Genomic DNA, 22,791 nt, shown 5'->3' with positions numbered 1-22,791 from the left:
GCATAGTTACAATATTATTTATTCCCTTTTCTCTGAACAATGAAGATACCCGAGCATACAAGGATAAGTGCGGCTATCCCCTGAACGCCAAAAATGCCTTTTTCATCAAGCAGGATAGTTGAAAGCAGCACTCCGCACACAGGGTTCATAAAGCCGAAAATCGCCACCTTTGAAACAGGGTTGTGCTTCAAAAGCACTGCCCACAGCGAATATGCCGCCGCTGATACAAAGGCAAGATACAAAAGCATCAAAAAAGCCTTTGCGCTCATGTGACCAAGCCTGCCGCCCATTAAAAAGCCTATGACAGTGAGAACTGCTCCACCGAAAACGAACTGCCAGCCGCTAAGCATAACAGGGTCTTCTGTTTCGGAATAGCGCCTCATATACACCGATGAAAAAGCGTATGCACAGGTGCAAAGAAAAATAAATCCGTCCCCGAGAAAGTTAAAGCTTACCCCCGAAAGTCCCCCGAGATTTATAACAATGATACCCGAAAATCCAAGTATACAGCCTGCTATTTTCACAGCGGTGAGCTTTTCAAGCTTGTATAAAAGCGATGACACAAGTATCGCAATAAAAACGTTCGCCCCAACTATTATCGCTGCCTTTACCCCCGTTGTGTGGGCAAGACCTATGTAGTAGAAAAAATACTGCAAAATTGTCTGAAAAAGGCTTATTATCATGATCTTTGGTATGGAAGTTTTTGTTGGCAGGAGAATTTTTCTCTCCGCTGTGCTTCCCATGGCAAGAGCCATTAGCCCTGCCACAAAAAATCTTATGCCCCCAAACACAAGCTGAGAGCCGCTGTCATTGGTGGTTATGTTCATAAGGCTGTAGCCTATTTTCACGCAGGAAAATGCACTTCCCCACAGCATACAGCATATGGACGCAAGGACAGCCACTACCCATGTTTTTGTCAGAATATCTTTTTTCTCGTTCATACATTATCCTATCTATAGCAAATTGTGGATCTTCACAGAAAGACCGCAGCGGCGTAAAATGCTGCTGCGGTCGAAAGTTACTTTTTGTCTTTTTTTGCTTTCTTTTCCTTTTTGCGTTTCTTCTTGTTTTCCTTTATTATCTTCAAAGGGTCGCCGAAACGTTCCTTATCGTCCTTGACAGGCTCGATAGTTTCGCTCTTTGTCATGATATCCGTCATCTGCTGTAAAAGCATCGACTCCTCGAACATATCCACAGCTTCCTCGCAGGTGTCAGCCTTGCCGTCCACAAGAAACTGTTTTATCTGCTGAACGTTCTTCATATAGTCAAGTGACATGAAAGGCACTCTCTTTTCAAGAGCCTTGTAGTAATCATCTCTCTGACGTTCTACTTGCTTTATTCTGTCATCAAGCATTATTATCTGTTCGTTTATGCCCTCGTTCACTTCAACCTGCTTCTGTTCAGCAGCAGTAAGTCTGTATTTGTTCAGTGCGATACCGAAAACGCCTACACCGATAAAAATAAGTGCACCTGCAATAATGCCCACTATAATAAGCTTTGTGCCAAGGAGCAGCCACAGCAGCAGGAAAGCCGCCACGCCGATAGCCGCACTTATGCCCACAGCCTTAACGATCTTATTTTTTATATTGAAGTTTTTAACAACATAATCGTTGTCATGGATATAAGTTTTGAGGTATTCCTTGTTTTCCTTGCTGACCGTTACAGCGTCCTCAAACTCAAAATATCTTTCAAAGTATTCGGCAGCACGGTCAATTTTTTCAAGCTCAGTTTCGTTAGCCATATATACTCCCTCAGATCACGAAAAAAATTTCTAAAAGCAGAATCTTTTAGTCTTTTGCGTGGTGCGTGATAGTGAACACTGCACAAATAACACGCTTTATTTCCCACCATATTACTACAATTATAACACACGGCATGATCTTTGTCAACTATATTAAGCATAGTTTTCGTAAAAATAAGACACGGACTTCTGTAATTAGATTTTTATAGACAGGTAAAAAAGAGGACGAACACAGTCCGTCCGTCCTCCGATATGCTTAAGTATTTTACTCTGCTGTTTCGTTGTTTGTAACAGCAATGTCAGGAGCTTCGCCCTTTTCAGCAGCTTCTTTAGCCGCCTTGCGCTCCTTTGCTACCTTTATAAGGGTCTGCTTGATAGACTCCAGCATTTCCTGTGTGAAAGGAAGGTTCTCGCCAAATGGGTTTACAACAAAGCCCTGTACCTTTGGCGTCTGCTCAGTGAGAGCAGCTATATCCTGAAATCTCATTGCAAAACTCTGGAATGGCTTGTCATACTGAAGTTTTTTAGCCTCCTCAGGGGAAGTGAAAACAGGGAAAAATGTGCCGTTTGTTTTGTTGTTGTTGAGAAGAATGAACTTAGCCTTGCTCTTGTCCTCAAAATTAACATGATTTTCAGCGTCGGCAACAAGCTCTGTTGTCTTTTCTACCATTGCAGGCACGAGAAATGTGCAGGCAAGTGCTGTGTTTATTACCTTGTTTTGAGTTTCGGCACAGAAATTCTTTCTCATTTCTGCGATAGCTTCTATAAGCTTAGGGTTGTTGTCGAAATTTGGTTTCTGATTGTTAGCCTTGAGTTCTGCCATTTTTAATTACTCCTTGTCTGTTTCTTCAAGATTTGTTTCGATTATAAATTTAGGTCTAGCCTTTGTTTCCAAATAGATCTTGCCTATATATTCTCCGATAATGCCGATAGCCAAAAGCTGAAGTCCGCCTATCGCCCATATAGATGTGATAGTTGAAGCCCAGCCCTGAACAGTGTGTCCCACTGCCCATGTTATAAGGAAATATATAAGCATTATAAGTGATACTAAAAATACTATTATACCGATAGTGGTGATAAATCTTATAGGCTTTACAGAAAGTGAGGTTATTCCCTCAACTGCAAAGGAAAGCATTTTTTTCAGCGGATATTTAGATTCGCCCGCCACACGCTCGTTTCTTACATACTTAACGATGTCGCTCTTGAAGCCAACCATAGGCACAAGACCTCTCAGAAACAGATTTACTTCCTTAAACTCTGCCAGAGCGTCTATAGCCCTTTTGCTCATAAGTCTGTAATCAGCGTGATTATATGTTATCTCAACGCCCATATGCTCCAAAAGCTTGTAATATGCCTGAGCAGTTCCACGCTTGAAAGCGGTATCCTTTTCTCTCGATGAACGAACGCCGTAAACAATATCACAGCCCTCTGCCCTCTTATCAAGGAAGCCGTCAATAGCGTTTATATCGTCCTGCAAGTCAGCGTCCATGGAAACAACGATATCAGCATAGTTTCTCGCCGTCATAAGACCAGCCAGCAGTGCGTTCTGATGACCTTTGTTTCTTGAGAGCTTAAGACCTGTGAAAACAGGGCTTGCTTCGTGGAGCTTCTGTATTATCTCCCACGTTTTGTCCTTTGAGCCGTCGTCAACGAACATGACCTTGCTGTTCTGTGCGATACGACCTTCTGCCTTCAGCTCATCGAACTTTTTTATAAGCGCTTCCGCTGTGATAGGCAACATTTGTTCCTCATTGTAGCATGGTATCACTACATACATAGTTTCTTTCATTTTGTTCTCTTATCCTTTCTCATATTCGATCCCGAACAGGCGGCAAGCGTTTCTATTTGTAATGTCAAGCACTTCCTGCGGATCGAGTTTTTTTATCTCAGCCACGACCTTTGCCACTTCTTCTATCATAGGGCTTTCGCACCTCTGTCCTCTGTAAGGAGGGGGCGCCATGTAAGGGCAGTCCGTTTCAAGAAGAAGCCTGTCCATTGGGACAACTTCAAGAGCACGTCTGGCTTTTTTAGCATTTTTAAAAGCAAGCGCACCTGTAAACCCGATGTACATACCAAGCCCAAGCACTATCTCTGCGGTCTCCGCCGAGCCTGAAAAGCAGTGAACTACACCTGACGGCGCATATTTGTTCAGCACGTCAAGGCAGTCCTGAGTGGCTTCACGGCAGTGAACTATAACAGGCAGACTTTTCTTCACAGCATATTCCACCTGCTTGTCAAAAAGCTTTATCTGTCTTTCTTTGTCATATCCCTCATAATGATAGTCAAGCCCTATCTCACCAACCGCAACAAGCTTGTGAGTAGAGCAGGCTTTCAAATAAAGCTCGTCAAGCACCTGCATATAATTTTCAGGAAGAGTATCCATACACTCAGGGTGAAAGCCAACAGAGGTATAGAAATTCTCATATTTTTTCGCAGTTTCGATTCCGAACAAAGACGATCTTTCGTCCGTTGCGGCATGGCAGACCTTGTCTACAGGAGAGTCAGGGTCGCAAAGAAGCCTGTCAAGGACTTCGTATCTGTCCTCATCGAAAGCGTGATCGTCATAGTGACAATGTGAGTCAAATATATTTTTTATGGCAAGGACGTCCTTTCGTAAAAATATACAAACATATTATATCACAACTCGCCAATTTTGTAAAGCTTTTTATTGTAAAAACGGGCATAAAAAACGGGCGAACAAACCGTTCGCCCGCAAAGATCTTTATTTTACTAGAAAGCTATCTTCTTTTCGATATAAGCTACCAGCTCGTCGATCTTGATACGCTCCTGCTCCATTGTATCTCTGTCTCTTACTGTTACACAGCCGTCCTCAACAGAATCAAAGTCATATGTGATGCAGAATGGTGTACCGATCTCGTCCTGACGGCGATATCTCTTACCGATAGAACCTGCCTCGTCATAGTCAACAAGGAAGTGCTTTGAAAGCTCTGCATAAAGCTCGCCTGCCTGCTCGCTGAGCTTCTTGGAAAGCGGAAGAACGCAAGCCTTGAAAGGAGCAAGTGCAGGGTGGAAACGCATAACAGTTCTAACGTCAGGCTTCTCCTCTGTGCCGATGTTCTCTTCGTCGTATGCTTCGCAAACAACTGTCAGGAACAATCTCTCAACGCCAAGGGAAGGCTCGATAACGTATGGAACATATCTCTCGTTTGTTTCAGGGTCAAAGTAATCAAGGCTCTTGCCGCTTGTCTTGATGTGTTGATTAAGGTCATAATCAGTTCTGTCGGCAACGCCCCAAAGCTCGCCCCAGCCAAATGGGAAGAGATACTCAAAGTCAGTTGTAGCCTTTGAATAGAAGCAAAGCTCCTCAGGTGAATGATCTCTCAGACGAAGGTTTTCTTCCTTGATGTTAAGGCTAAGCAGCCAATCCTTGCAGAAGCCTCTCCAGTAGTTGAACCACTCAAGGTCTGTGCCAGGCTTGCAGAAGAACTCAAGCTCCATCTGCTCAAACTCACGAACACGGAAAATAAAGTTACCCGGAGTGATCTCGTTTCTGAATGACTTACCTACCTGTGCAACACCGAAAGGTACTTTCTTTCTTGTTGTTCTCTGGATATTTGCAAAGTTTACAAAGATACCCTGTGCAGTTTCAGGACGCAGATAAAGCTCAGACTTTGAGTCCTCAGTTACACCCTGAAATGTCTTGAACATAAGGTTGAACTGACGGATATCAGTGAAGTTGTGGCTGCCGCAATCTGGGCATGGGATCTGCTTTTCCTTGATGTAGTCCATCATCTGCTCGTTTGTCCAGCCTGCAACGTTAGTGCCGTCGAAATCTTCGATAAGGTTGTCCGCTCTGTGACGTGTCTTACAGTCCTTGCAGTCCATAAGAGGGTCAGAGAATCCGCCGATGTGACCTGAAGCCACCCAAGTCTGCGGATTCATAAGGATAGCGGAGTCAAGACCAACGTTGTACTTGTTCTCCTGAATGAACTTCTTTCTCCAAGCGTTCTTGATGTTAGTTTTCAGCTCAACGCCAAGCGGACCGTAGTCCCAAGTGTTTGCAAGACCGCCGTAGATCTCGCTTCCGGGGTATACAAAGCCTCTGTTTTTACAGAGAGCCACGATCTTATCCATGGTTTTTTCAGAATTATTCATGAAACATTCTCCTTATACAAAATATAATACTACCATTATATTTTATAGCAAAATTCCGCAAATGTCAAGGCGTTTCAGCGATTTATTACTTTGTGTAGTTATATGGCTTTTTATCGTTGCAAAAAATCACGCATTGTGCTATAATAAAATAGTATCGCTATGACTATTCATGCGTTGGAACATATTAGGAGAATTTGACTTGATGAACAGTTTTTTTATCGGAAACGTTGAAATAGAAAAGACCGCCGCTTTAGCACCAATGGCGTCGGTGGCAGATAAATCATATCGCCTTATGTGCAAAGAGTATGGTGCGTCATATCTTGTGAGCGAAATGATATCATCGAAGGGTCTGTGCTTTGGTGACAAAAAGACTGCACGTCTTTGCGAGATTGAGAAAGAGGAACGCCCCTATGCTTTGCAGCTTTTCGGGGAAGACCCTTATTATATGGGAAAAGCGGCTTATAAGCTCAACGATTATTCCCCTGATATCATTGATATAAACATGGGCTGTCCTGTGCCTAAGATAGTCGGCAACGGCAGCGGCTCTGCACTTATGAGGCTGCCAGACACTGCGGCAGAGATATGCAGAGAGGTGGTAAAAAACGCAAACTGCCCCGTTACAGTGAAATTTCGTGCAGGCTGGGACGAAAACAGCATAAATGCAGTGAAGTTTGCAAAGCTCATGGAGCAGGCAGGGGCAAGCGCCGTCACCTGTCACGGCAGGACGAGAACGCAGTTTTATTCAGGCAAAGCCGATTGGGATATAATAAAGCAGGTAAAAGCCAACGTTAAGATACCCGTTATAGGCAACGGCGACGTTGTTGACGGAGAAAGCGCAAAGGCAATGTATGAGCAGACTGGCTGTGACCTTGCGATGATAGGCAGAGGAAGCTACGGCAGACCATGGGTTTTCCGTGACGTGAAGCATTATCTTGAAACAGGGGAAAAGCTTCCTGAGGTGAGCATAGAAGAAAAAATGGCAGTGATGAAAAAGCACTGCGAGCTTATATGCAAATACAAGGGCGAACGTCAGGGCATGAAAGAAGCCAGAAAAAACTGCGCATGGTATGTTAAAGGGCTGAAAGGCTCTGCAAGGCTAAGAGCGCAGTGCGGTGGGCTTAATACCATTTCTGACCTTTATGAGATGATAGACCACATACTTGCAAACGAGTTAGGAGAATAAACAATGGGAATTTTATCCGTAGTAGGAACGCCTATAGGCAACCTTGGAGATATGACATACCGTGCAGTTGAGACCCTGGAAAAGGCTGATTTTATCTGTGCAGAGGACACAAGAGTTACCGCAAAGCTTCTCAATTATTTTGACATAAAAACGCCACTTGTGAGCTATCATGAACACAATGCAAAACAGGTGGGCGAGAGCATTTTGAACAGGATAATGGCAGGCGAGAACGCCGCTATCGTAACAGACGCTGGTATGCCCTGCATTTCAGACCCTGGGGAGCTTCTTGTGAAGCTGTGCGCTGAAAATGGTGTTAAAGTGGAGGTAGTACCAGGTCCGTCAGCGGTGGTATCAGCACTTGCCATAAGCGGACTTGACACTGCAAGATTTCAGTTCGAGGGCTTTTTGTCAACCACCAAGAAGCAAAGATTAAATCATCTTGCATCGGTGAAAAACTGCACGAACACTCTTATTTTCTATGAAGCGCCCCACAAACTCATCTACACTTTGAAGGATATGCTGGAATATTTCGGTGACAGAAGAATATCTCTTTGCAGGGAGCTTACAAAGATACACGAAGAAGTTTTCCGCACCACTCTTGCGCAGGCTGTGGAGTATTATGAAGCCAACAAGCCAAAGGGCGAATTTGTGCTTGTTATCGAGGGTGCAAAAGAGGACGAGCTTTGCCCTGCGGAGAATATAGAGGAAGCTTTGGAACAAGTAAAAGCCCTTGTGGAAAAGGGTATGCGTGGAGCTGACGCCTGCCGTGAGATAGCAAAGGCGACGGGTTTTTCTAAGGGGGAGCTTTACGGACTCTTGTTTAAATGAGGAATGAGGAGTGAGGAATGAGGAATGAGGAGTGAGGAATGAGGAATTAAGGTATCGCCTGCGGCGATTATCATTTCTCGTAGGGGCGAACATTGTTCGCCCGTTGGCTTTCGCAATTTGTATATTATATATCAATTTAGATTTTTTGAGGTGATTTTATGAGCATAAAAGAATACATAGGCGGACAGTGTGCTGACCCAGAGGGATTGGGCGGTATAGCCTGTGCAAAATTCATGAATTTTTTCAATGCAGAGCACTACAGAGCGGTGAAAAAATTTGTCTGCAAGCTTGACGGTGCAAGGATATTGGATATAGGCTTTGGAAACGGCGTGACTATCAAAAAGCTTAGCAAGAATATAAACGCTAAATTCTATGGCGTTGACATTTCTGCGGATATGGTGGAAAAAGCCAAGCGAAAAAACCGTGACGGAGTGAATACCAACAAGGTGATCTTACAGCAGGGAAAAGCTGAGGAGCTTCCTTATAACGATGACTTTTTTGACACTGTTTACACTGTGAACACCATTTATTTCTGGGAGGACACCGCAAAAGTTCTTGACGAGGTAAGGAGAGTTCTCAAGGACGGCGGCAATTTTATCTGCACATTCTATACAAAGGGCTACCTTGATAAGCTCCCGTACTGCGATTCAGGTTTTGACAAGTTCACTCCTCAGCAGGTGCGTTCAATGGCTAGAGAGCGTGGCTTCCATGATGTAAAAGTCAAAATTCTGAGCGACTGCAAAGCGTATTGCCTTGTTGGCACGAAAATAGAGGGCGAATAAGGTGGTAGATGTGACCATTGTGCCTCTTTCAGAGGAAAATGTACAGCTTTTTTCACAAACTGCGGCGAAAATTCTGCCCGAAGCTTGGAGTTTTGAAACCTACAAAAAACAGCTTTCAAACCCTGACGATATATCGTTTCTTGCCCTTTGTAATGGCGAAGCCGCAGGCTTTATAAGTGTGTGGTGCGTATGCGGAGAAGCTGAGATAAACAATATAGGCGTTTTGGAGAAGTTCCGCAGAATGGGCATTGCAAAAGCCCTTTTTGACAGCACATACAATGCCGCAAAGGCTGAAAAATGGTATCTTGAAGTGAGAGAGTCAAACCTTGTGGCTATAAGCTTTTATGAAAAATTGGGCTTTGAGAGGGTAGGCATGAGAAAAAATTTCTACACCGCCCCCACGGAAAATGCTGTTTTAATGGCACTTCAACCCACTGAAAATGGAGAAATAAATGACATATAACGATTTTACATTTGAGTCCTTGGGCGAGGGCATTGAGATATGTATATCTGACGAACACCGCTTTGGTACTGACGCCTTTCTGCTTGCGGATTTTTCAGCAGGACGGCACAAGGATATCTGCGCAGACCTTTGCACAGGAAGCGGCATAATAGCGCTTCTACTGCACAAATTTTACAAGCCACAGAAGATATATGCTGTTGAGATACAGGAAAAGGCTCACGAACAGCTTAAAGTATCTCTTGAGAGGTCGAAAATAGATACTATCCAGCCTGTTTTGGGCGACTTGAATGATTGGCGAAGCGAAAAAGAGCTTGATCTTATCACCTGCAATCCGCCCTACAAGATAAACAACACAGGTGCGAAGAATGACAGCGAAGCGGTTTCTATCGCACGGCATGAAATGCTCTGCACTATTGATGACGTGTGCAGATGTGCAAAGAAAAATCTGAAATTCGGTGGCAGGCTTTGCATATGCAACCGCCCCGAGCGCCTATGCGATATAATGACGGCAATGAGAGCCAGTGGCATCGAGCCGAAGCGTTTGCGGACAGTTCACAAAAACCCAGAGTGTCCCCCATGGCTTATTCTCGTTGAGGGCAAAAAGGGCGGAAAGCCTTTTGTACAGATAGAAAAGCCTTTGTATGTGCGTTCCGCAGACGGTGGAAATTCGGCTGAAATGAAGAGGATATACGGACTTCCTTGAAAAGTGAGGAATGAGGAGTGAGGAATGAGGAATTAAGGTATCGCCTGCGGCGATGATTATTCTTTCGTAGGGGCGACCTTTGGTCGCCTGCTTGCTCCGATTCGTCTGCGTGTGAGTTGAAATCAAATTATGGATTATGGTGTTATGACGGATTATTGAGTCACGTTCCACATAAGCGTGTGAGTTGAAATGAAGTGACCAATTTTCTGTGGGTAAATCTAAGGACATGATATGCGTATATTTACGAAATAAAAAGAGGGTAATAAAATGAAGATTTTAGGAATAGAAAGCTCCTGCGATGAAACAGCCTGCTCTGTTGTTGAAGACGGAAAAACGGTGCTTTCAAATATAGTTGCAAGTCAGATAGACGAACACAGGCTTTATGGTGGAGTTGTGCCTGAGATAGCCTCACGCCGCCATGCGGAGAACATAACATGGGTGACAAAAGCCGCTCTTGAAGAAGCAAACTGCACAATGGAGGATATCGACGCTGTTGCAGTGACCTACGCTCCGGGACTTATCGGAGCACTTCTCGTGGGAGTGAGCTTTGCAAAGGGACTTGCAATGAGTGCAAATAAGCCTCTTGTGCCTGTTCACCATATTGCAGGTCACATTGCCGCAAATTATATCTCCCACCCTGAGCTTAAACCGCCTTATCTTTGCTTGGTCGTGTCGGGAGGACATTCACATATTGTAGAGGTGCTTGATTATTCAAGATATCATGTTATAGGCAGAACAAGAGATGATGCCGCAGGCGAGTGTTTTGACAAGGTAGCAAGAACATTGGGCTTTGAATACCCGGGTGGAAAGTTTATCGACAATGCCGCAAAGTCAGGTGATCCTAATGCCTATAAGCTCCCTCACCCAAAGGTGCAGGGCAGTGAATATGACTTCTCTTTCAGCGGACTAAAAACTGCCGTTATAAACCTTGTGCATAATGCCGCACAAAAGGGCGAAACTGTCAATGTGAACGATATGGCGGCTTCGTTTCAGAACACCATATCCGACATTCTTGTAGACAAAGCGATGCTTGCCGCAAAAGATCTCGGGTATACTACCATAGGGCTTGCAGGCGGCGTTTCGGCGAACTCAGGGGTAAGAGAAAAATTGCAGAAAGCCTGTGACAAGCGTGGCTATAAGCTTTATATGCCTGAGTTCAAATACTGCGGCGACAACGGTGCAATGATAGCCTGTCAGGGATATTTTGACTATCTTGCAGGCAGACGAGCAGACGAAAGCCTTAACGGCATTGCAACGCTGTCGCTGGATAAGATTTCGGAATAATCTTATGGATAAGCCTGTAAGGAAAATCATAAGACTTGACAATTATGATTATTCAAAAAAGGGACTTTATTTTATTACCATATGTACTGTCCACAAAAACGAGTTGTTGTGGGCAACAGATGTAGGGGACGGCGCCCCCGACGTCCCGTTATGTTGCGCACACGCTGTCGGAAAGGTCTATCTTTCAAGCTTTGGTAAAATTATCAGAGATAATATCCACAGAGCAAACAGTGTCTATGATGACAAAAAGATATTGCAATATGTCATAATGCCAAATCATATCCATTTTATACTGAAAATCGGTGCGGGAGTCAGCGGGACGTCGAGGGCGCCGTCCCCTACAAACGAGATAGTTCCACAGTATGTGTCAATGTTGAAAAGATTTATAAATAAGGATATTGGTTTTAATATTTTTCAGCGTTCATATTATGACCATATCATCAGAAACCAAAAAGAATATATAGCAATTTCAAAATACATACATAATAACCCTATCAAGTGGGACGTTGACGAGTATAATCCAAGAAAAGAGAACAATAAAGCGGAGGTGCTTGGACTAGAATGAAACTACTAGCCATAGACGGAAACAGCATAATGAACAGGGCTTTTTACGGAATAAAGCTGCTGTCAAATTCAAAGGGACAGTTCACGAATGCCCTTACGGGGTTTATGAATATTTACCTCAAGGAGATAGGCGAGGTAAAGCCTGACTGCGTGGCAGTGGCTTTCGACCTTAAAGCCCCTACTTTCAGACATAAGGCGAATGCCGCCTACAAAGCCAACCGAAAGGGTATGCCTGAGGAGCTTGCTCAGCAAATGCCTGTGATAAAAGAGCTTTTGGGCGACCTTGGTATAAAGATAGTACAGTGCGAGGGCTATGAAGCAGACGATATTCTCGGTACGCTCTCAAAAGCCGCCGCAGATTCAGGCAACGAGTGCTATATCCTCACTGGTGACAGGGACAGCTTTCAGCTCGTTTCCGACCATGTTACAGTACGTCTTGCCACCACAAAGGAAACAAAGATATATACCCCTGACAGGATAATGGAAGAATACGGCGTTACCCCTCGCCAGATGATCGAGGTAAAGGCTCTTATGGGAGATACCTCAGACAATATCTCAGGCGTAAAGGGTATAGGCGAAAAGACCGCACTTTCCCTTATCAAGCAGGAGGGCGATGTCAAGACCCTTTATGAACACCTCGCAGATATCAAGCTTACCCCGTCTGTGCGCACAAAGCTTGAAAATGGTCATCAGGACGCTATAGACAGCCGTTTCCTTGCCGAAATATGTCTTGAAGCCCCTGTTGATAAAGCTACAGAGTTTTATAAGCTGGGCGAGGTTGATACCGAGAAAACAAAGGCTCTCCTTGCCGACCTTGAAATGATGCGCCTTATAGACAGATTGGGTCTTAGCGGAAAAGCTGTGGAAAGCGCTGACAGCGCAGTGCAGGAAAGCAAGCTAAAGCTTTCCGACCTGCCTAAGTTTGAGGTCAAGCCACTTGATGAGAGCGTTATATCTGTTCTCGGCAAGGACAAAACAGTGTATTTTATCTTTGCCGACAATAAGCTTTCTATCCTCTGTAACGATGTTATCTACACCACCGAGGACAATGCAATTATCACAGCTTTCATGGGAACAGCCTGCAAAAAAATAACCTTTGAGGGCAAAACTGCCCATAAGTTTGCGTTCTCAAATGGCACTCACCTTGAAAACCTCACTTTCTGCTGCGACCTTGCAGGATATCTTCTCAATTCACAGTCAAGCGAGTATACAGCGGAAAATCTTTGTCTTTCATATAAGTGCCTTTACCGCTCTGATATGGGGGAATATGCAGACCTTTCAAGCCTGCCTGCTCTTAGTGAAAATCTGAAAAAACAGCTTGAAATGACAGAAATGACAAAGCTATTCGACGATATCGAAATGCCACTTTGCGAAGTGCTTGCTTCAATGGAGTTTTACGGTGTAAAGGCTGACGCAGAGGGCATAAAGGCTTTCGGTGAGGACTTGAAAATAAAGATAGACGAGCTTACCTCGCAGATATATATGTATGCAGGCAAGGAGTTCAATATAGCCTCCACAAAACAGCTTGGGGAGGTGCTTTTCGAGGACTTAGGTCTGCCTGCAAAGAAGAAAACAAAGTCGGGCTATTCCACTAATGCGGACGTTCTTGAAAGCCTTATGGACAAGCACCCTATCGTGCCTCTTATCGTTGAGTACCGCACCCTCACAAAGCTCAATTCCACCTATGTTGACGGACTTTTGAAGCTTATCCACCCTGACGGCAGAGTCCATTCTGTTTTCAAGCAGACCGAAACAAGAACAGGAAGGATATCTTCCACCGAGCCTAATATGCAAAATATCCCCGTGAGAAAAGAGATAGGCAGGAATATGCGTAAATTCTTTGTTGCCGAGGAGGGATACACTCTTCTTGACGCTGACTACAGTCAGATCGAGCTTAGAGTGCTTGCTTCCGTGTGCGGTGACAAAAATATGCAGGAAGCTTTCTCAGAGGGCAGAGATATCCATACCTCAACGGCGGCACAGGTCTTTGATATCCCAGAGGATTTTGTCACACCTGAAATGAGAAGTGCGGCAAAGGCTGTAAACTTTGGTATAATCTATGGCATAGGAGCATTTTCTTTGTCGAAAGATATCGGAGTAACGGTAGCAGAGGCAAAAAGATACATCAAGAATTATCTTGACAACTTCCCGAAAGTATCTGAATTTATGGACAAGACAGTTGATGACGGCATAAAAAACGGCTATGTCACCACCCTTTTCGGCAGAAGAAGATATATCCCTGAGCTTTCTGCGTCAAACAAGGTCTTGCAGGCTTTTGGAAAGAGGGCGGCAATGAACGCACCTATCCAGGGTGCGGCGGCTGATATCATAAAGATAGCAATGGTAAGAGTATACAAAAAGCTCAGAGAAGAAGATCTTGACGCAAGACTTATTTTGCAGGTGCATGACGAGCTTATTATAGAAGCAGCTGAAAAAGACAAGGATAGAGCCGAAAAGATACTCAAAGATGAAATGGAGAACGCTGTAAAGCTTGCTGTGCCAATGACAGTGGACGTAAACAGCGGCAGAAGCTGGTACGAAGCGAAAGACTAGGCGCTCCGCTCTTGTAAATGAGGAATGAGGAGTGAGGAATGAGGAATTAAGGTATCGCCTGCGGCGATGATCTTGATTTCTATATGTAGGGGCGAACAGCGATCACCCGTTTATCCGTATTGCTTATTTTATATGTTTTGCTCTTATTATCTTTGTCACCTTCGTGGTTTGGCTGACAATTTGTTTGTGATTGTTGACGACTTTTTGACGGCTGTCACAATAATACTTGACTTTTGTGAAATTTGTGGTATAATTCTCTATGTAAAATGTGTGTAAGAAAGATAGATAAAAAGTAGAATAATAGGAATTTGAAAAACGAAAAGGGGCTGGGAAAATGAAAAAATTGCTTTTTGTGTTCAACCCCCATGCTGGCAAGGGACAGATAAAAGATAACCTTTGCGACATTGTGGATATTTTTACAAAGGGCGGCTATGAGGTAGTCACATACCCTACACAGGCTAAGCTTGACGGCTATAACAAGCTTTGCAAGTGCGGTCAGGATTATGACATGATAGTCACATCAGGCGGTGACGGAACATTGTCTGAGGCTGTCAAGGCAATGATGACATTTGATAAGAAAATACCGCTTGGATATATTCCTGCCGGTTCAACAAATGATTGTGCTCAGTCTTTGAGCATACCGAAAAAAATGCTCGACGCCGCAAGGGAGATAGTTGACGGCGTGTATTTTGACTATGACGTTGGCAAGTTCAACGGTCAGTATTTTGTGTATGTAGCAGGCTTTGGCGCTTTCACTGACGTTTCTTATGAAACCTCACAAACGATGAAAAACAAGTTTGGTCATGCCGCATATGTGGCAGAGGGGATAAAAAGGCTTTCAAAGATAACAGGTCAGCAAATGAGAGTGGAGCATGACGGCGAGGTAATAGAAGGAAGCTTTATACTCGGTCTTATCTCAAACACTATCTCAGTGGGCGGAATGAAAAAGCTTATCGCTTCCGGGGTGTGTTTTGATGACGGACTGTTTGAAGTGGTCTTGGTAAAGACCCCTAAGAACGCTATCGAGCTGAGCAACACAATAAACGAGGCGGTGCTCAACAAGCTCAACGATAAGCATTTTGTGACTTTCAAGACGTCAAAGGTCACATTCACAAGCGTGAACGAAGTGCCTTGGACGCTGGACGGAGAGTCGGGCGGAAAGCATACATATGTTGAGATAGAAAACTGCAAGCAGGCGATAAGGTTCAAACTCAAACCCAATGACATAACTGCAGAGCAAACGGCTGTTCAGTGCAGTGCAGGGGATATGATAATGACCGAGGACGGTCACCCTGTTGTCATTGAGGATCAGTCGGAGATCGAAGATTAAGCTGTTTTGTAGGGGCGACCTTTGGTCGCATACCTTTTAACAGAATTTTGACAGAACAAAAGCGGACGAGTTTTTTCGTCCGCTTTTTGCATATGCCTATTTCTTGTTTTTTAGCCGAAACTGTGAGGGGGTCATGTTGTATCTGCGTTTGAACTGCCGCATGAAATGCACGTCATTTTCGTATCCGCATACGGCGGCAATGTTTTTCACTGTCATGTCAGTGCTGAGAAGATAGTACTCAGCGTTTTTCATTCTTGCACAGAGGATATCCTCATAACAGCTCACACCGAAGCGTGAGGTGTAAAGATACTGAAAGTGGGAGGGGCTTACGCTGAGAGTTTTCGCCATATCGGCAATGTTCCTGCTCCCGGAGGGGGAGCTGTAGATGTCAGCCCTGAGCCGCTCAAGCGCGTCAGCGTAGTGACTGCGCTTTCTTGGCGGCTGACCGCTCTTGCTAAGAGAATATTCCTCTCCAAGTCTTATGAGCAGCATTCTGAGCATAAGCTCGATATAATCCTCACGCCTGCCGCTTTCAGATAAGCTGAGTCTGCTTATGGTGGACAAGATATCCTCAGTTTTCTCTGCGTCTGATAACATAAAAATCGTATCATATGGGAGTGAATAGTCACGGGTGAGCATATCGTCGCAATCAAAATGAAGCCAGTGGTTTATATAAAAACCCTTGCAGGCACGGTATATCTGCTCAGTGCCTTTTTTGTATAGTATTGCGCTGTCAGGGGAAACGGAGTATTCCCTGCCGTGCAAACGCACCACCGCAGAGGATTTGAATATAAGCAGAAGATTATCCCCCGAACCGTTTGGACGGCGTATATCAAAAGACCCGTCATGGCTGTAGTTTAGTCCCAAAGCGTGAAGTTCCATAGGTTTTTCCTTTCTAATTTCGTATGATGTATCAGTATAATAATAGGATATATCATTGTTGTTTTTTTGTCAAGTGATAAAATATAATTGAAACTAAAATCATATACATCAAGGAGGTCACAATGAAAGAGATTTCAATGCTTATCAATACCGCAGACAAACGTTCCCACATCAACCCGGAGATATACGGACACTTCTCCGAACATCTTGGCAGATGTATCTATAACGGAATGTACGTTGGCGAAAATTCTGAGATACCGAACATAAAAGGCGTAAGAAAAGACGTTATCGAAGCTTTCAAGGAGATAAAAATGCCTGTTCTCCGCTGGCCGGGAGGCTGTTTTGCTGACGAGTATCATTGGAAAGACGGTATCGGCGAAAAATCCCAGAGAAAGAAAATGATAAACACAAACTGGGGCGGCGTGACGGAGGATAACTCTTTCGGCACAAATGAGTTCTTTGACCTGTGCGAAGAGATAGGCTGTGAACCGTATCTTGCAGGAAATCTCGGAAGCGGCACTGTTCAGGAGCTTTCCGAGTGGATAGAATATATCACCTTTGACGGTGTTTCGCCTATGGCTGACCTGAGAAGAAAAAACGGCAGAGAAAAGCCTTGGAAGCTGAAATATCTTGGTATAGGCAACGAAAACTGGGGCTGCGGCGGCTCGATGCGCCCTGAGTATTACTGCGATGAATACAGAAGATATCAGAGCTTTTGCAAGAATTTCAGCGGCAATGAGCTTTACAAAATTGCCTGCGGACCAAATTCCAATGATTATAACTGGACGGACGTTGTAATGTCAAACCTTGGGGAGTGGCACACAAAGGCTATCTCTTTGCACTATTACACCGTTCCTACAGGAGATTGGAACAAAAAGGGCAGTGCAACTGAGTTTTCAGACGAGGAGTATTACGAAACTATATCAAAAACTCTATATATGGACGAGCTTATAAAACGTCACAGCGAGATAATGTCACGCCGTGATCCAGAGGGTAAGATAGGTCTTATAGTTGACGAGTGGGGCTGTTGGTATGACGTTGAGGAGGGCACAAACCCAGGTTTCCTCTATCAGCAGAACACAATGCGTGACGCTATCGTGGCGGCTTGCAATTTGAACATCTTCAATAACCACAGCGACAAGGTCGTAATGGCAAACCTTGCGCAGGCTGTGAACGTTTTGCAGGCTCTTATCCTCACAGAGGGCGAGAAAATGGTGAAGACGCCTACCTATCACGTCTTTGATCTTTTCAAAACTCATCAGGGAGGCGAGCTTTGCTACAGCTATGCCGACAATTGTCAGGCAGGCGGAAAGATCCCGATGATATCACAATCTGCCTCAGTAAAGGACGGCGTCCTCACTGTCACTATAGCGAACTGCTCTATAGATGATGACGCTCATATCTGCTGTGATATAGCAGGAGAAAATTATCAGAACATTGAGTGCAGGATACTTGACAATGAAGTAAGGGACTATAATGATTTTGATAACTGCGATAAGGTCGCACCAAAAGAGTACAGTGCGAAAATGACAGAAAAGGGATTTGAGATAGACCTGCCAAAATGCTCCGTTGTAGTTGTGACAATGAGATAAGGACTATAAGGAGAGTCAAAAATGACAGTAAAAGATAAAATTTTGCAGGGAAGAACATATCTTGGCATAGAACTTGGCTCAACAAGAATAAAGGCTGTTCTTATAGACGATAGCTTTTCTGTTATCGCATCAGGGTCGAAGCAGTGGGAAAACCGCTTTGAGAACGGCTGTTGGACATATTCTCTTGATGATATCCACGGGGGCATACAAGCCTGCTATAAAGACCTTGCAGAGAACGTAAAGGCACAGTATGGCATTTATCCTGAAACATACGGTGCAATGGGTATTTCTGCTATGATGCACGGCTATATGGCTTTTGACAAAAACGATAAACTGCTTGTGCCTTTCAGAACATGGCGCAATACCATGACAGCTCAGGCGGCAGGAGAGCTTACAAAACTACTGGGCTTCAATATCCCACAGCGTTGGAGCATCGCACATCTTTATCAGGCGGTGCTTAACAAAGAAGCCCATGTTCCTTATATCGCTTATATCAATACCCTTGCAGGCTATGTGCATAAAAGGCTTACAGACCGCTTTGAAGTTGGCGTTGGCGAAGCTTCAGGTATCTTCCCTGTGGAGAGCATAGGATACCAAAAAGAGTATTTGGAGCTTACAGAAAAAAGCCTTGCAGAAAAAGGCTTTGACCATAAGCTGAAAGATATCCTTCCTGCTGTGAGAAACGCAGGAGAAAAGGGCGCAATTCTTACAGAAGAGGGCGCAAGATTCCTTGACTCGGAGGGACGCCTCAAAGCAGGCGTGCCGGTCTGCCCGCCTGAGGGTGACGCAGGCACAGGCATGGTGGCAACGGACAGCGTTCTGAAAAAGACCGGAAACATCTCCGCAGGCACTTCCATATTTGCAATGCTCGTCCTCGAAAAGCCACTTAACGGTGTTTACGAGGAGATAGACGTTGTTACCACCCCTGACGGCTCGCCTGTGGCAATGGTGCATTGCAATAACTGCTGTTCAGAGCTTGACGCATGGGTGAATATGTTCGGTGAGTTCGCAAAGCTCACAGGCAATGAGATAGACAAGAGCAGGCTTTATGAAACTCTCTATAAAAACGCCATGACAGCCGACAGCTCATGCGGTGGCGTGACAGCCTATAACTGTCTTTCGGGCGAACCTGTTATAAAGCTTGACGAGGGCAGACCAATGTATTTCCGCACTCCCGACAGCACTTTGACCTTGGGCAGCTTTTTCAGAGCACAGCTTTATTCTTCTTTCACCGCACTGAAAATAGGCATGGATATCCTCTTTGACAAAGAGCAGGTAAAAGCTGAAAAGATAACAGGTCACGGAGGACTTTTCAAGGTCAGCGGAGTGGCTTCACAGCTTATGGCAGACGCACTTTCTACCCCTGTTTCAGTAATGAAAACAGCAGGCGAAGGCGGAGCATGGGGCATGGCTATCCTTGCGGCATATATGGAGCTTTCAAATGGCGAAAAGCTTGCAGACTTCCTTGACAAAAAGGTGTTCGCTGATATGGAAGTGACAACTTCTCAGCCTGAGCAGACAGGCTCAGAGGGCTATAAAAAATTCCTGGAAAGATATAAAAAGGGATTGGCGGCAGAAAAAAACGCACAGTTCTGAGAAAATCATAGAAATTCATAGATAGATCGTAGTGGCAGCCTGAGATCGCCCGCCAACCAACAGTCTTCTCAAATTGTCGGTGAGCTGTTCGCTTGTACGGAAAATGGGCAGACAAAAGGTGCATTTACCAAATCAGCGAAAGGAGAATTTTATGCTTGAAGAATTAAAACAGCAGGTGTGCGAAGCAAATCTGCTTCTGCCGAAATATGGACTTGTCACATTCACATGGGGAAATGTTTCTGCTATCGACAGAGAAAAGGGCCTTGTAGTCATAAAGCCCTCAGGCGTGCCTTATGATGGCATGACAGTCGATGATATGGTGGTAGTTGATCTTGAAAGCGGCAAGGTTGTGGAGGGAAAATATAAGCCTTCCAGCGATACTCCAACACATTTGGAGCTTTACAAAGCCTTTGATATCGGCGGAATAGTACATACCCACAGTCGCTGGGCAACATCTTTTGCTCAGGCAGGAAAGGGCATAATACCAATGGGCACAACTCACGCAGATTATTTTTACGGCGAGATACCATGCACAAGAGCAATGACCCCTGAGGAGATTGCAGGTGAGTATGAAAAGGAAACAGGCACTGTTATAATCGAGGCTTTCAAAGGTCTTGACGCAACTCAGATACCTGCCGTTCTGGTAAAAAGCCATGGCCCCTTTACATGGGGAAAGGACGCCGCAGAAGCCGTTCATAATGCAGTCGTTCTCGAAGAAGCCGCATTTATGAACTTCCACGCAATGATGCTGAACCCTGAGATAGGTCATATGCAGCAGGAGCTTCTTGACAAGCACTTCCTTAGAAAGCACGGAAAGAACGCATATTACGGACAAAATTGATATCAAGCGCCCCGATTTTCGGGGCGTTTTTTTGCGCCTTTGCCCCTATATTGTGCAAAATGTATATTATGTGTACGCTGATTTGTACAAAAGGGTAGTTTTTTGTACTTGTTATAAGTAAATTCTTGACTTATGTTTTAATAATATGTTATAATTAAAATAATGTCACGGTAATATTTATTGTGTCACAGCGGAAATGAATGGAATATAGTATAGATATTACCTCAAGGCAATGCCATGCAAGGTTTGCCTTAGAAACGAGGAACGGAGGCTTGTAATGAAAAAGCAAATTGATTACGGCAGCTATGCGTCCTATAAGGAAACGGTAAAGGGTCTTACAGAGAACCTGAAATCGCTGCTTGGATTGAGCGAGGAGATCGCTCTTGTCAATACTGCGGAATCTATTCGGGAAACATTGGAGAAAACTGCCGAGGAGCATTTTGAGGTCGCTATAGTGGGCGAGTTCAAGAGAGGAAAGAGTACCCTTATCAACGCAATGCTGGGTCAGGAGGTACTTCCTGCTGACGTGCTGCCTGCAACGGCTACCCTTAACAGAGTTACTTATAGCGAAGAGCCGTATGTGCAGGTGGAATACAAAAACGGCAAAAGTGAAAGGGTGGATATAAACAAGCTGGAGGACTATGTAACAAAGCTTACAGCAGAGTCGGAGGAAAGAGCCGAAACTGTCAAGGAAGCCACTGTTTATTATGATACCGAGTTCTGTAAGAACAACGTGGATATCATAGACACTCCAGGTCTTAACGATGATGATCAGATGACCAACGTTACTCTGTCTATCCTGCCGAAAATAGACGCAGCCGTTTTCGTTATCAGTGCAAACTCCCCTTTCTCACAGTTTGAGAAAGAGTTTTTGGAAAAGAAAATGCTCACTTCCGATGTGGGAAGGATTATTTTCGTTGTAAACTGCTTCGGTACTTTCTCACAGGCAGACGAGAACAAGATAGTCGAAACTGTAAGAGGACGTATCGGAAAATACGTTATGGAAAAGGCTAAAAAGGTCATGGGCGAGGATTCCCGTGAGTTTGCGGTCTATAAAAGAAAGATAGGAACTCCGAGAGTTATCGGTGTTTATGCAAAGCAGGCTCTTAATGCCAAGGAAACAGGGGATAAGGAAGCCCTTGAAAAGAGTAACTTCCCTGAGTTTGAAAAGGCTCTTGAAACCATGCTCACAAAAGAGCGTGGCGTTATCGCATTGCAGATACTTGCAAATAAGATAACAAATTCGGGTACTGAGATACTCAGAAGCGTTGTTATGCAGGAAAACGCACTCATGATGGCTAACGATGAGTTCATGGAAAAGTATGACGAGGCTATCAAAGAGATAGGCGAGATAAGAAATAAGAAAAGACAGGAATTTGTCAAGATCAATGATGCCGCAAATCAGGTGTTCAATGACCTGCAGCCAGTTCTGGACAGCTATTGGACAAACATCGAGCAGACAGCTATGGAGGTTATAGACAACTTCCAGATGTCCTCTGACGATTTCAAGAAAGACCAGCTCAAGCTCGTTACCGCAAAGCTCACCGAGAAAATAAAGGAGAGCATAGAGGCAAGAGCGCAGATAATCTGCGAGCAGATACAGAACAGCATAAACTTCGCTGTTTCCTGCGAGGCTGAAAGACTTCAGGAATTTGAGGACGAGTTCTTCGAGTCCGTTACAAAGATACAGCAGATGTTCACTATCTCTGACAGAGTTTCAAAGAACGGCGGCGTAATGGATAAGATAATCGGCGTTGCTATCGGCTCTTACGGCGTCGGAGGATTGTTCCTGGGCTTCAGAGAGTCTGGCGTAAAGGGCGCACTTTTAGGCGGAGCAACAGGCTTTGCAGGATTTTATGCTACTTATTATACCGCTATATTCTTTGCAGGCTTCTTTGGCATCACCGCTACCCTGCCAGTGACCCTCTGCCTTATGGCTCTTGCAGGCATTGCAGGTACTTTTACTTCAAACTTTGCCGTTGATAAGATACTTGTTAAAGAAAGAATAGATAAGTATAAGTCAAACTTTAAAACTCAGGTGAGAAAGCAGTTCCACGAAATGAAGCTCAATAATGACTTCACTGAAACTGTCCGCCGTCAGGTATTCTCAGCATTTGAGGGTCTGAAGGGCAAGATCGAGAGCGAAACAGAGATAATCCTCCGTGATACTCAGGAAACACTTGATAATCTTAATGATCTTAAAACAGAAAAGAGCAACATTTCTCAGAAGGAAATGGAACGTCTCCATGATATTGCCGAGAGCGCAAGCGCTATAGTTCAGGAAGCATATCAGGTAAGACGTGTGCTTACCGAAGCTATGGAAAGCTGACGGT

At 44.5% G+C, this 22,791-nt stretch carries 20 protein-coding genes; 13 read left to right on the top strand and 7 right to left on the bottom strand.

All coding sequences use genetic code 11. The features are described 5' to 3' along the window. Positions 1-14 precede the first annotated feature (14 nt). From AB5123_RS06755 to AB5123_RS06730, 6 genes are all read right to left on the bottom strand, one after another. The gene (locus AB5123_RS06755; protein WP_347503438.1) at positions 15-941 is read right to left on the bottom strand and encodes a DMT family transporter; all 927 of its coding nucleotides are present in this window, start codon (positions 939-941) and stop codon (positions 15-17) included. Positions 942-1,018: 77 nt separating this feature from the next. Beyond that, entirely contained in the window at positions 1,019-1,741 is a 723-nt protein-coding gene (locus AB5123_RS06750) for a hypothetical protein (protein ID WP_046439567.1), read from the bottom strand. 265 nt (positions 1,742-2,006) lie between these two features. Then, on the bottom strand, positions 2,007-2,564 hold the full coding sequence (locus AB5123_RS06745; protein ID WP_286961299.1) for an SseB family protein: 558 nt from the start codon (positions 2,562-2,564) through the stop codon (positions 2,007-2,009). A 6-nt stretch (positions 2,565-2,570) separates the two neighbouring features. Further along, positions 2,571-3,530, bottom strand: a complete 960-nt coding sequence (locus AB5123_RS06740; protein ID WP_337812341.1) for a glycosyltransferase family 2 protein — start codon at positions 3,528-3,530, stop codon at positions 2,571-2,573. 9 nt (positions 3,531-3,539) lie between these two features. Then, positions 3,540-4,328 (bottom strand): TatD family hydrolase, encoded by a 789-nt coding sequence (locus tag AB5123_RS06735; protein WP_317245356.1) that lies wholly within the window; start codon positions 4,326-4,328, stop codon positions 3,540-3,542. A 143-nt stretch (positions 4,329-4,471) separates the two neighbouring features. Further along, the gene (locus tag AB5123_RS06730) at positions 4,472-5,857 is read right to left on the bottom strand and encodes a glycine--tRNA ligase (protein ID WP_046439559.1); all 1,386 of its coding nucleotides are present in this window, start codon (positions 5,855-5,857) and stop codon (positions 4,472-4,474) included. 202 nt (positions 5,858-6,059) lie between these two features. On the opposite strand from AB5123_RS06730, the gene dusB reads away from it, so the two are divergent. From dusB to AB5123_RS06685, 9 genes are all read left to right on the top strand, one after another. Beyond that, positions 6,060-7,040, top strand: a complete 981-nt coding sequence (gene dusB, locus AB5123_RS06725; RefSeq protein ID WP_368364630.1) for a tRNA dihydrouridine synthase DusB — start codon at positions 6,060-6,062, stop codon at positions 7,038-7,040. Between the two features lie 3 nt (positions 7,041-7,043). After that, a complete protein-coding gene (gene rsmI / locus AB5123_RS06720; RefSeq protein ID WP_117905286.1) occupies positions 7,044-7,868 on the top strand; it encodes a 16S rRNA (cytidine(1402)-2'-O)-methyltransferase in 825 nt (274 codons plus the stop codon). A gap of 158 nt (positions 7,869-8,026) precedes the next feature. Beyond that, on the top strand, positions 8,027-8,650 hold the full coding sequence (locus tag AB5123_RS06715; protein WP_117927320.1) for a class I SAM-dependent methyltransferase: 624 nt from the start codon (positions 8,027-8,029) through the stop codon (positions 8,648-8,650). A gap of 10 nt (positions 8,651-8,660) precedes the next feature. After that, entirely contained in the window at positions 8,661-9,113 is a 453-nt protein-coding gene (gene rimI, locus AB5123_RS06710) for a ribosomal protein S18-alanine N-acetyltransferase (protein WP_117927344.1), read from the top strand. Continuing rightward, positions 9,103-9,816 (top strand): tRNA1(Val) (adenine(37)-N6)-methyltransferase, encoded by a 714-nt coding sequence (locus AB5123_RS06705; protein ID WP_117927319.1) that lies wholly within the window; start codon positions 9,103-9,105, stop codon positions 9,814-9,816. The genes rimI and AB5123_RS06705 overlap by 11 nt, the downstream gene beginning before the upstream one ends. 267 nt (positions 9,817-10,083) lie before the next feature. Beyond that, entirely contained in the window at positions 10,084-11,100 is a 1,017-nt protein-coding gene (gene tsaD, locus AB5123_RS06700; RefSeq protein WP_117877446.1) for a tRNA (adenosine(37)-N6)-threonylcarbamoyltransferase complex transferase subunit TsaD, read from the top strand. A gap of 4 nt (positions 11,101-11,104) precedes the next feature. Beyond that, the gene (locus tag AB5123_RS06695) at positions 11,105-11,665 is read left to right on the top strand and encodes a transposase (RefSeq protein WP_278642737.1); all 561 of its coding nucleotides are present in this window, start codon (positions 11,105-11,107) and stop codon (positions 11,663-11,665) included. Then, entirely contained in the window at positions 11,662-14,217 is a 2,556-nt protein-coding gene (polA, locus tag AB5123_RS06690) for a DNA polymerase I (RefSeq protein WP_337812343.1), read from the top strand. The genes AB5123_RS06695 and polA overlap by 4 nt, the downstream gene beginning before the upstream one ends. A gap of 334 nt (positions 14,218-14,551) precedes the next feature. Then, the gene (locus tag AB5123_RS06685; protein WP_278644327.1) at positions 14,552-15,547 is read left to right on the top strand and encodes a diacylglycerol kinase family protein; all 996 of its coding nucleotides are present in this window, start codon (positions 14,552-14,554) and stop codon (positions 15,545-15,547) included. 96 nt (positions 15,548-15,643) lie between these two features. Here AB5123_RS06685 and AB5123_RS06680 read toward each other — a convergent pair whose 3' ends face one another. Next, on the bottom strand, positions 15,644-16,429 hold the full coding sequence (locus AB5123_RS06680; RefSeq protein WP_038672744.1) for an AraC family transcriptional regulator: 786 nt from the start codon (positions 16,427-16,429) through the stop codon (positions 15,644-15,646). 122 nt (positions 16,430-16,551) lie between these two features. Between AB5123_RS06680 and AB5123_RS06675 the strand changes: the two genes are divergently transcribed. From AB5123_RS06675 to AB5123_RS06660, 4 genes are all read left to right on the top strand, one after another. Further along, the gene (locus AB5123_RS06675; RefSeq protein ID WP_368364629.1) at positions 16,552-18,021 is read left to right on the top strand and encodes an alpha-N-arabinofuranosidase; all 1,470 of its coding nucleotides are present in this window, start codon (positions 16,552-16,554) and stop codon (positions 18,019-18,021) included. Positions 18,022-18,042: 21 nt separating this feature from the next. Next, the gene (locus tag AB5123_RS06670; protein ID WP_368364628.1) at positions 18,043-19,617 is read left to right on the top strand and encodes a xylulokinase; all 1,575 of its coding nucleotides are present in this window, start codon (positions 18,043-18,045) and stop codon (positions 19,615-19,617) included. A 151-nt stretch (positions 19,618-19,768) separates the two neighbouring features. Further along, complete coding sequence (gene araD / locus AB5123_RS06665) at positions 19,769-20,458, top strand: L-ribulose-5-phosphate 4-epimerase (protein WP_278642727.1); 690 nt, start codon at positions 19,769-19,771, stop codon at positions 20,456-20,458. A 277-nt stretch (positions 20,459-20,735) separates the two neighbouring features. Continuing rightward, positions 20,736-22,787 (top strand): dynamin family protein, encoded by a 2,052-nt coding sequence (locus tag AB5123_RS06660; protein ID WP_038673497.1) that lies wholly within the window; start codon positions 20,736-20,738, stop codon positions 22,785-22,787. Positions 22,788-22,791 lie beyond the last annotated feature (4 nt).

Source organism: Ruminococcus sp. RTP21204st1_B2_RTP21204_210225, assembly GCF_040914135.1.
Lineage (GTDB): Bacteria > Bacillota > Clostridia > Oscillospirales > Ruminococcaceae > Hominimerdicola > Hominimerdicola aceti.
The sequence above is the reverse complement of the archived record's forward strand: the minus strand, read 5'-3'. Positions and strand labels throughout refer to the sequence as shown.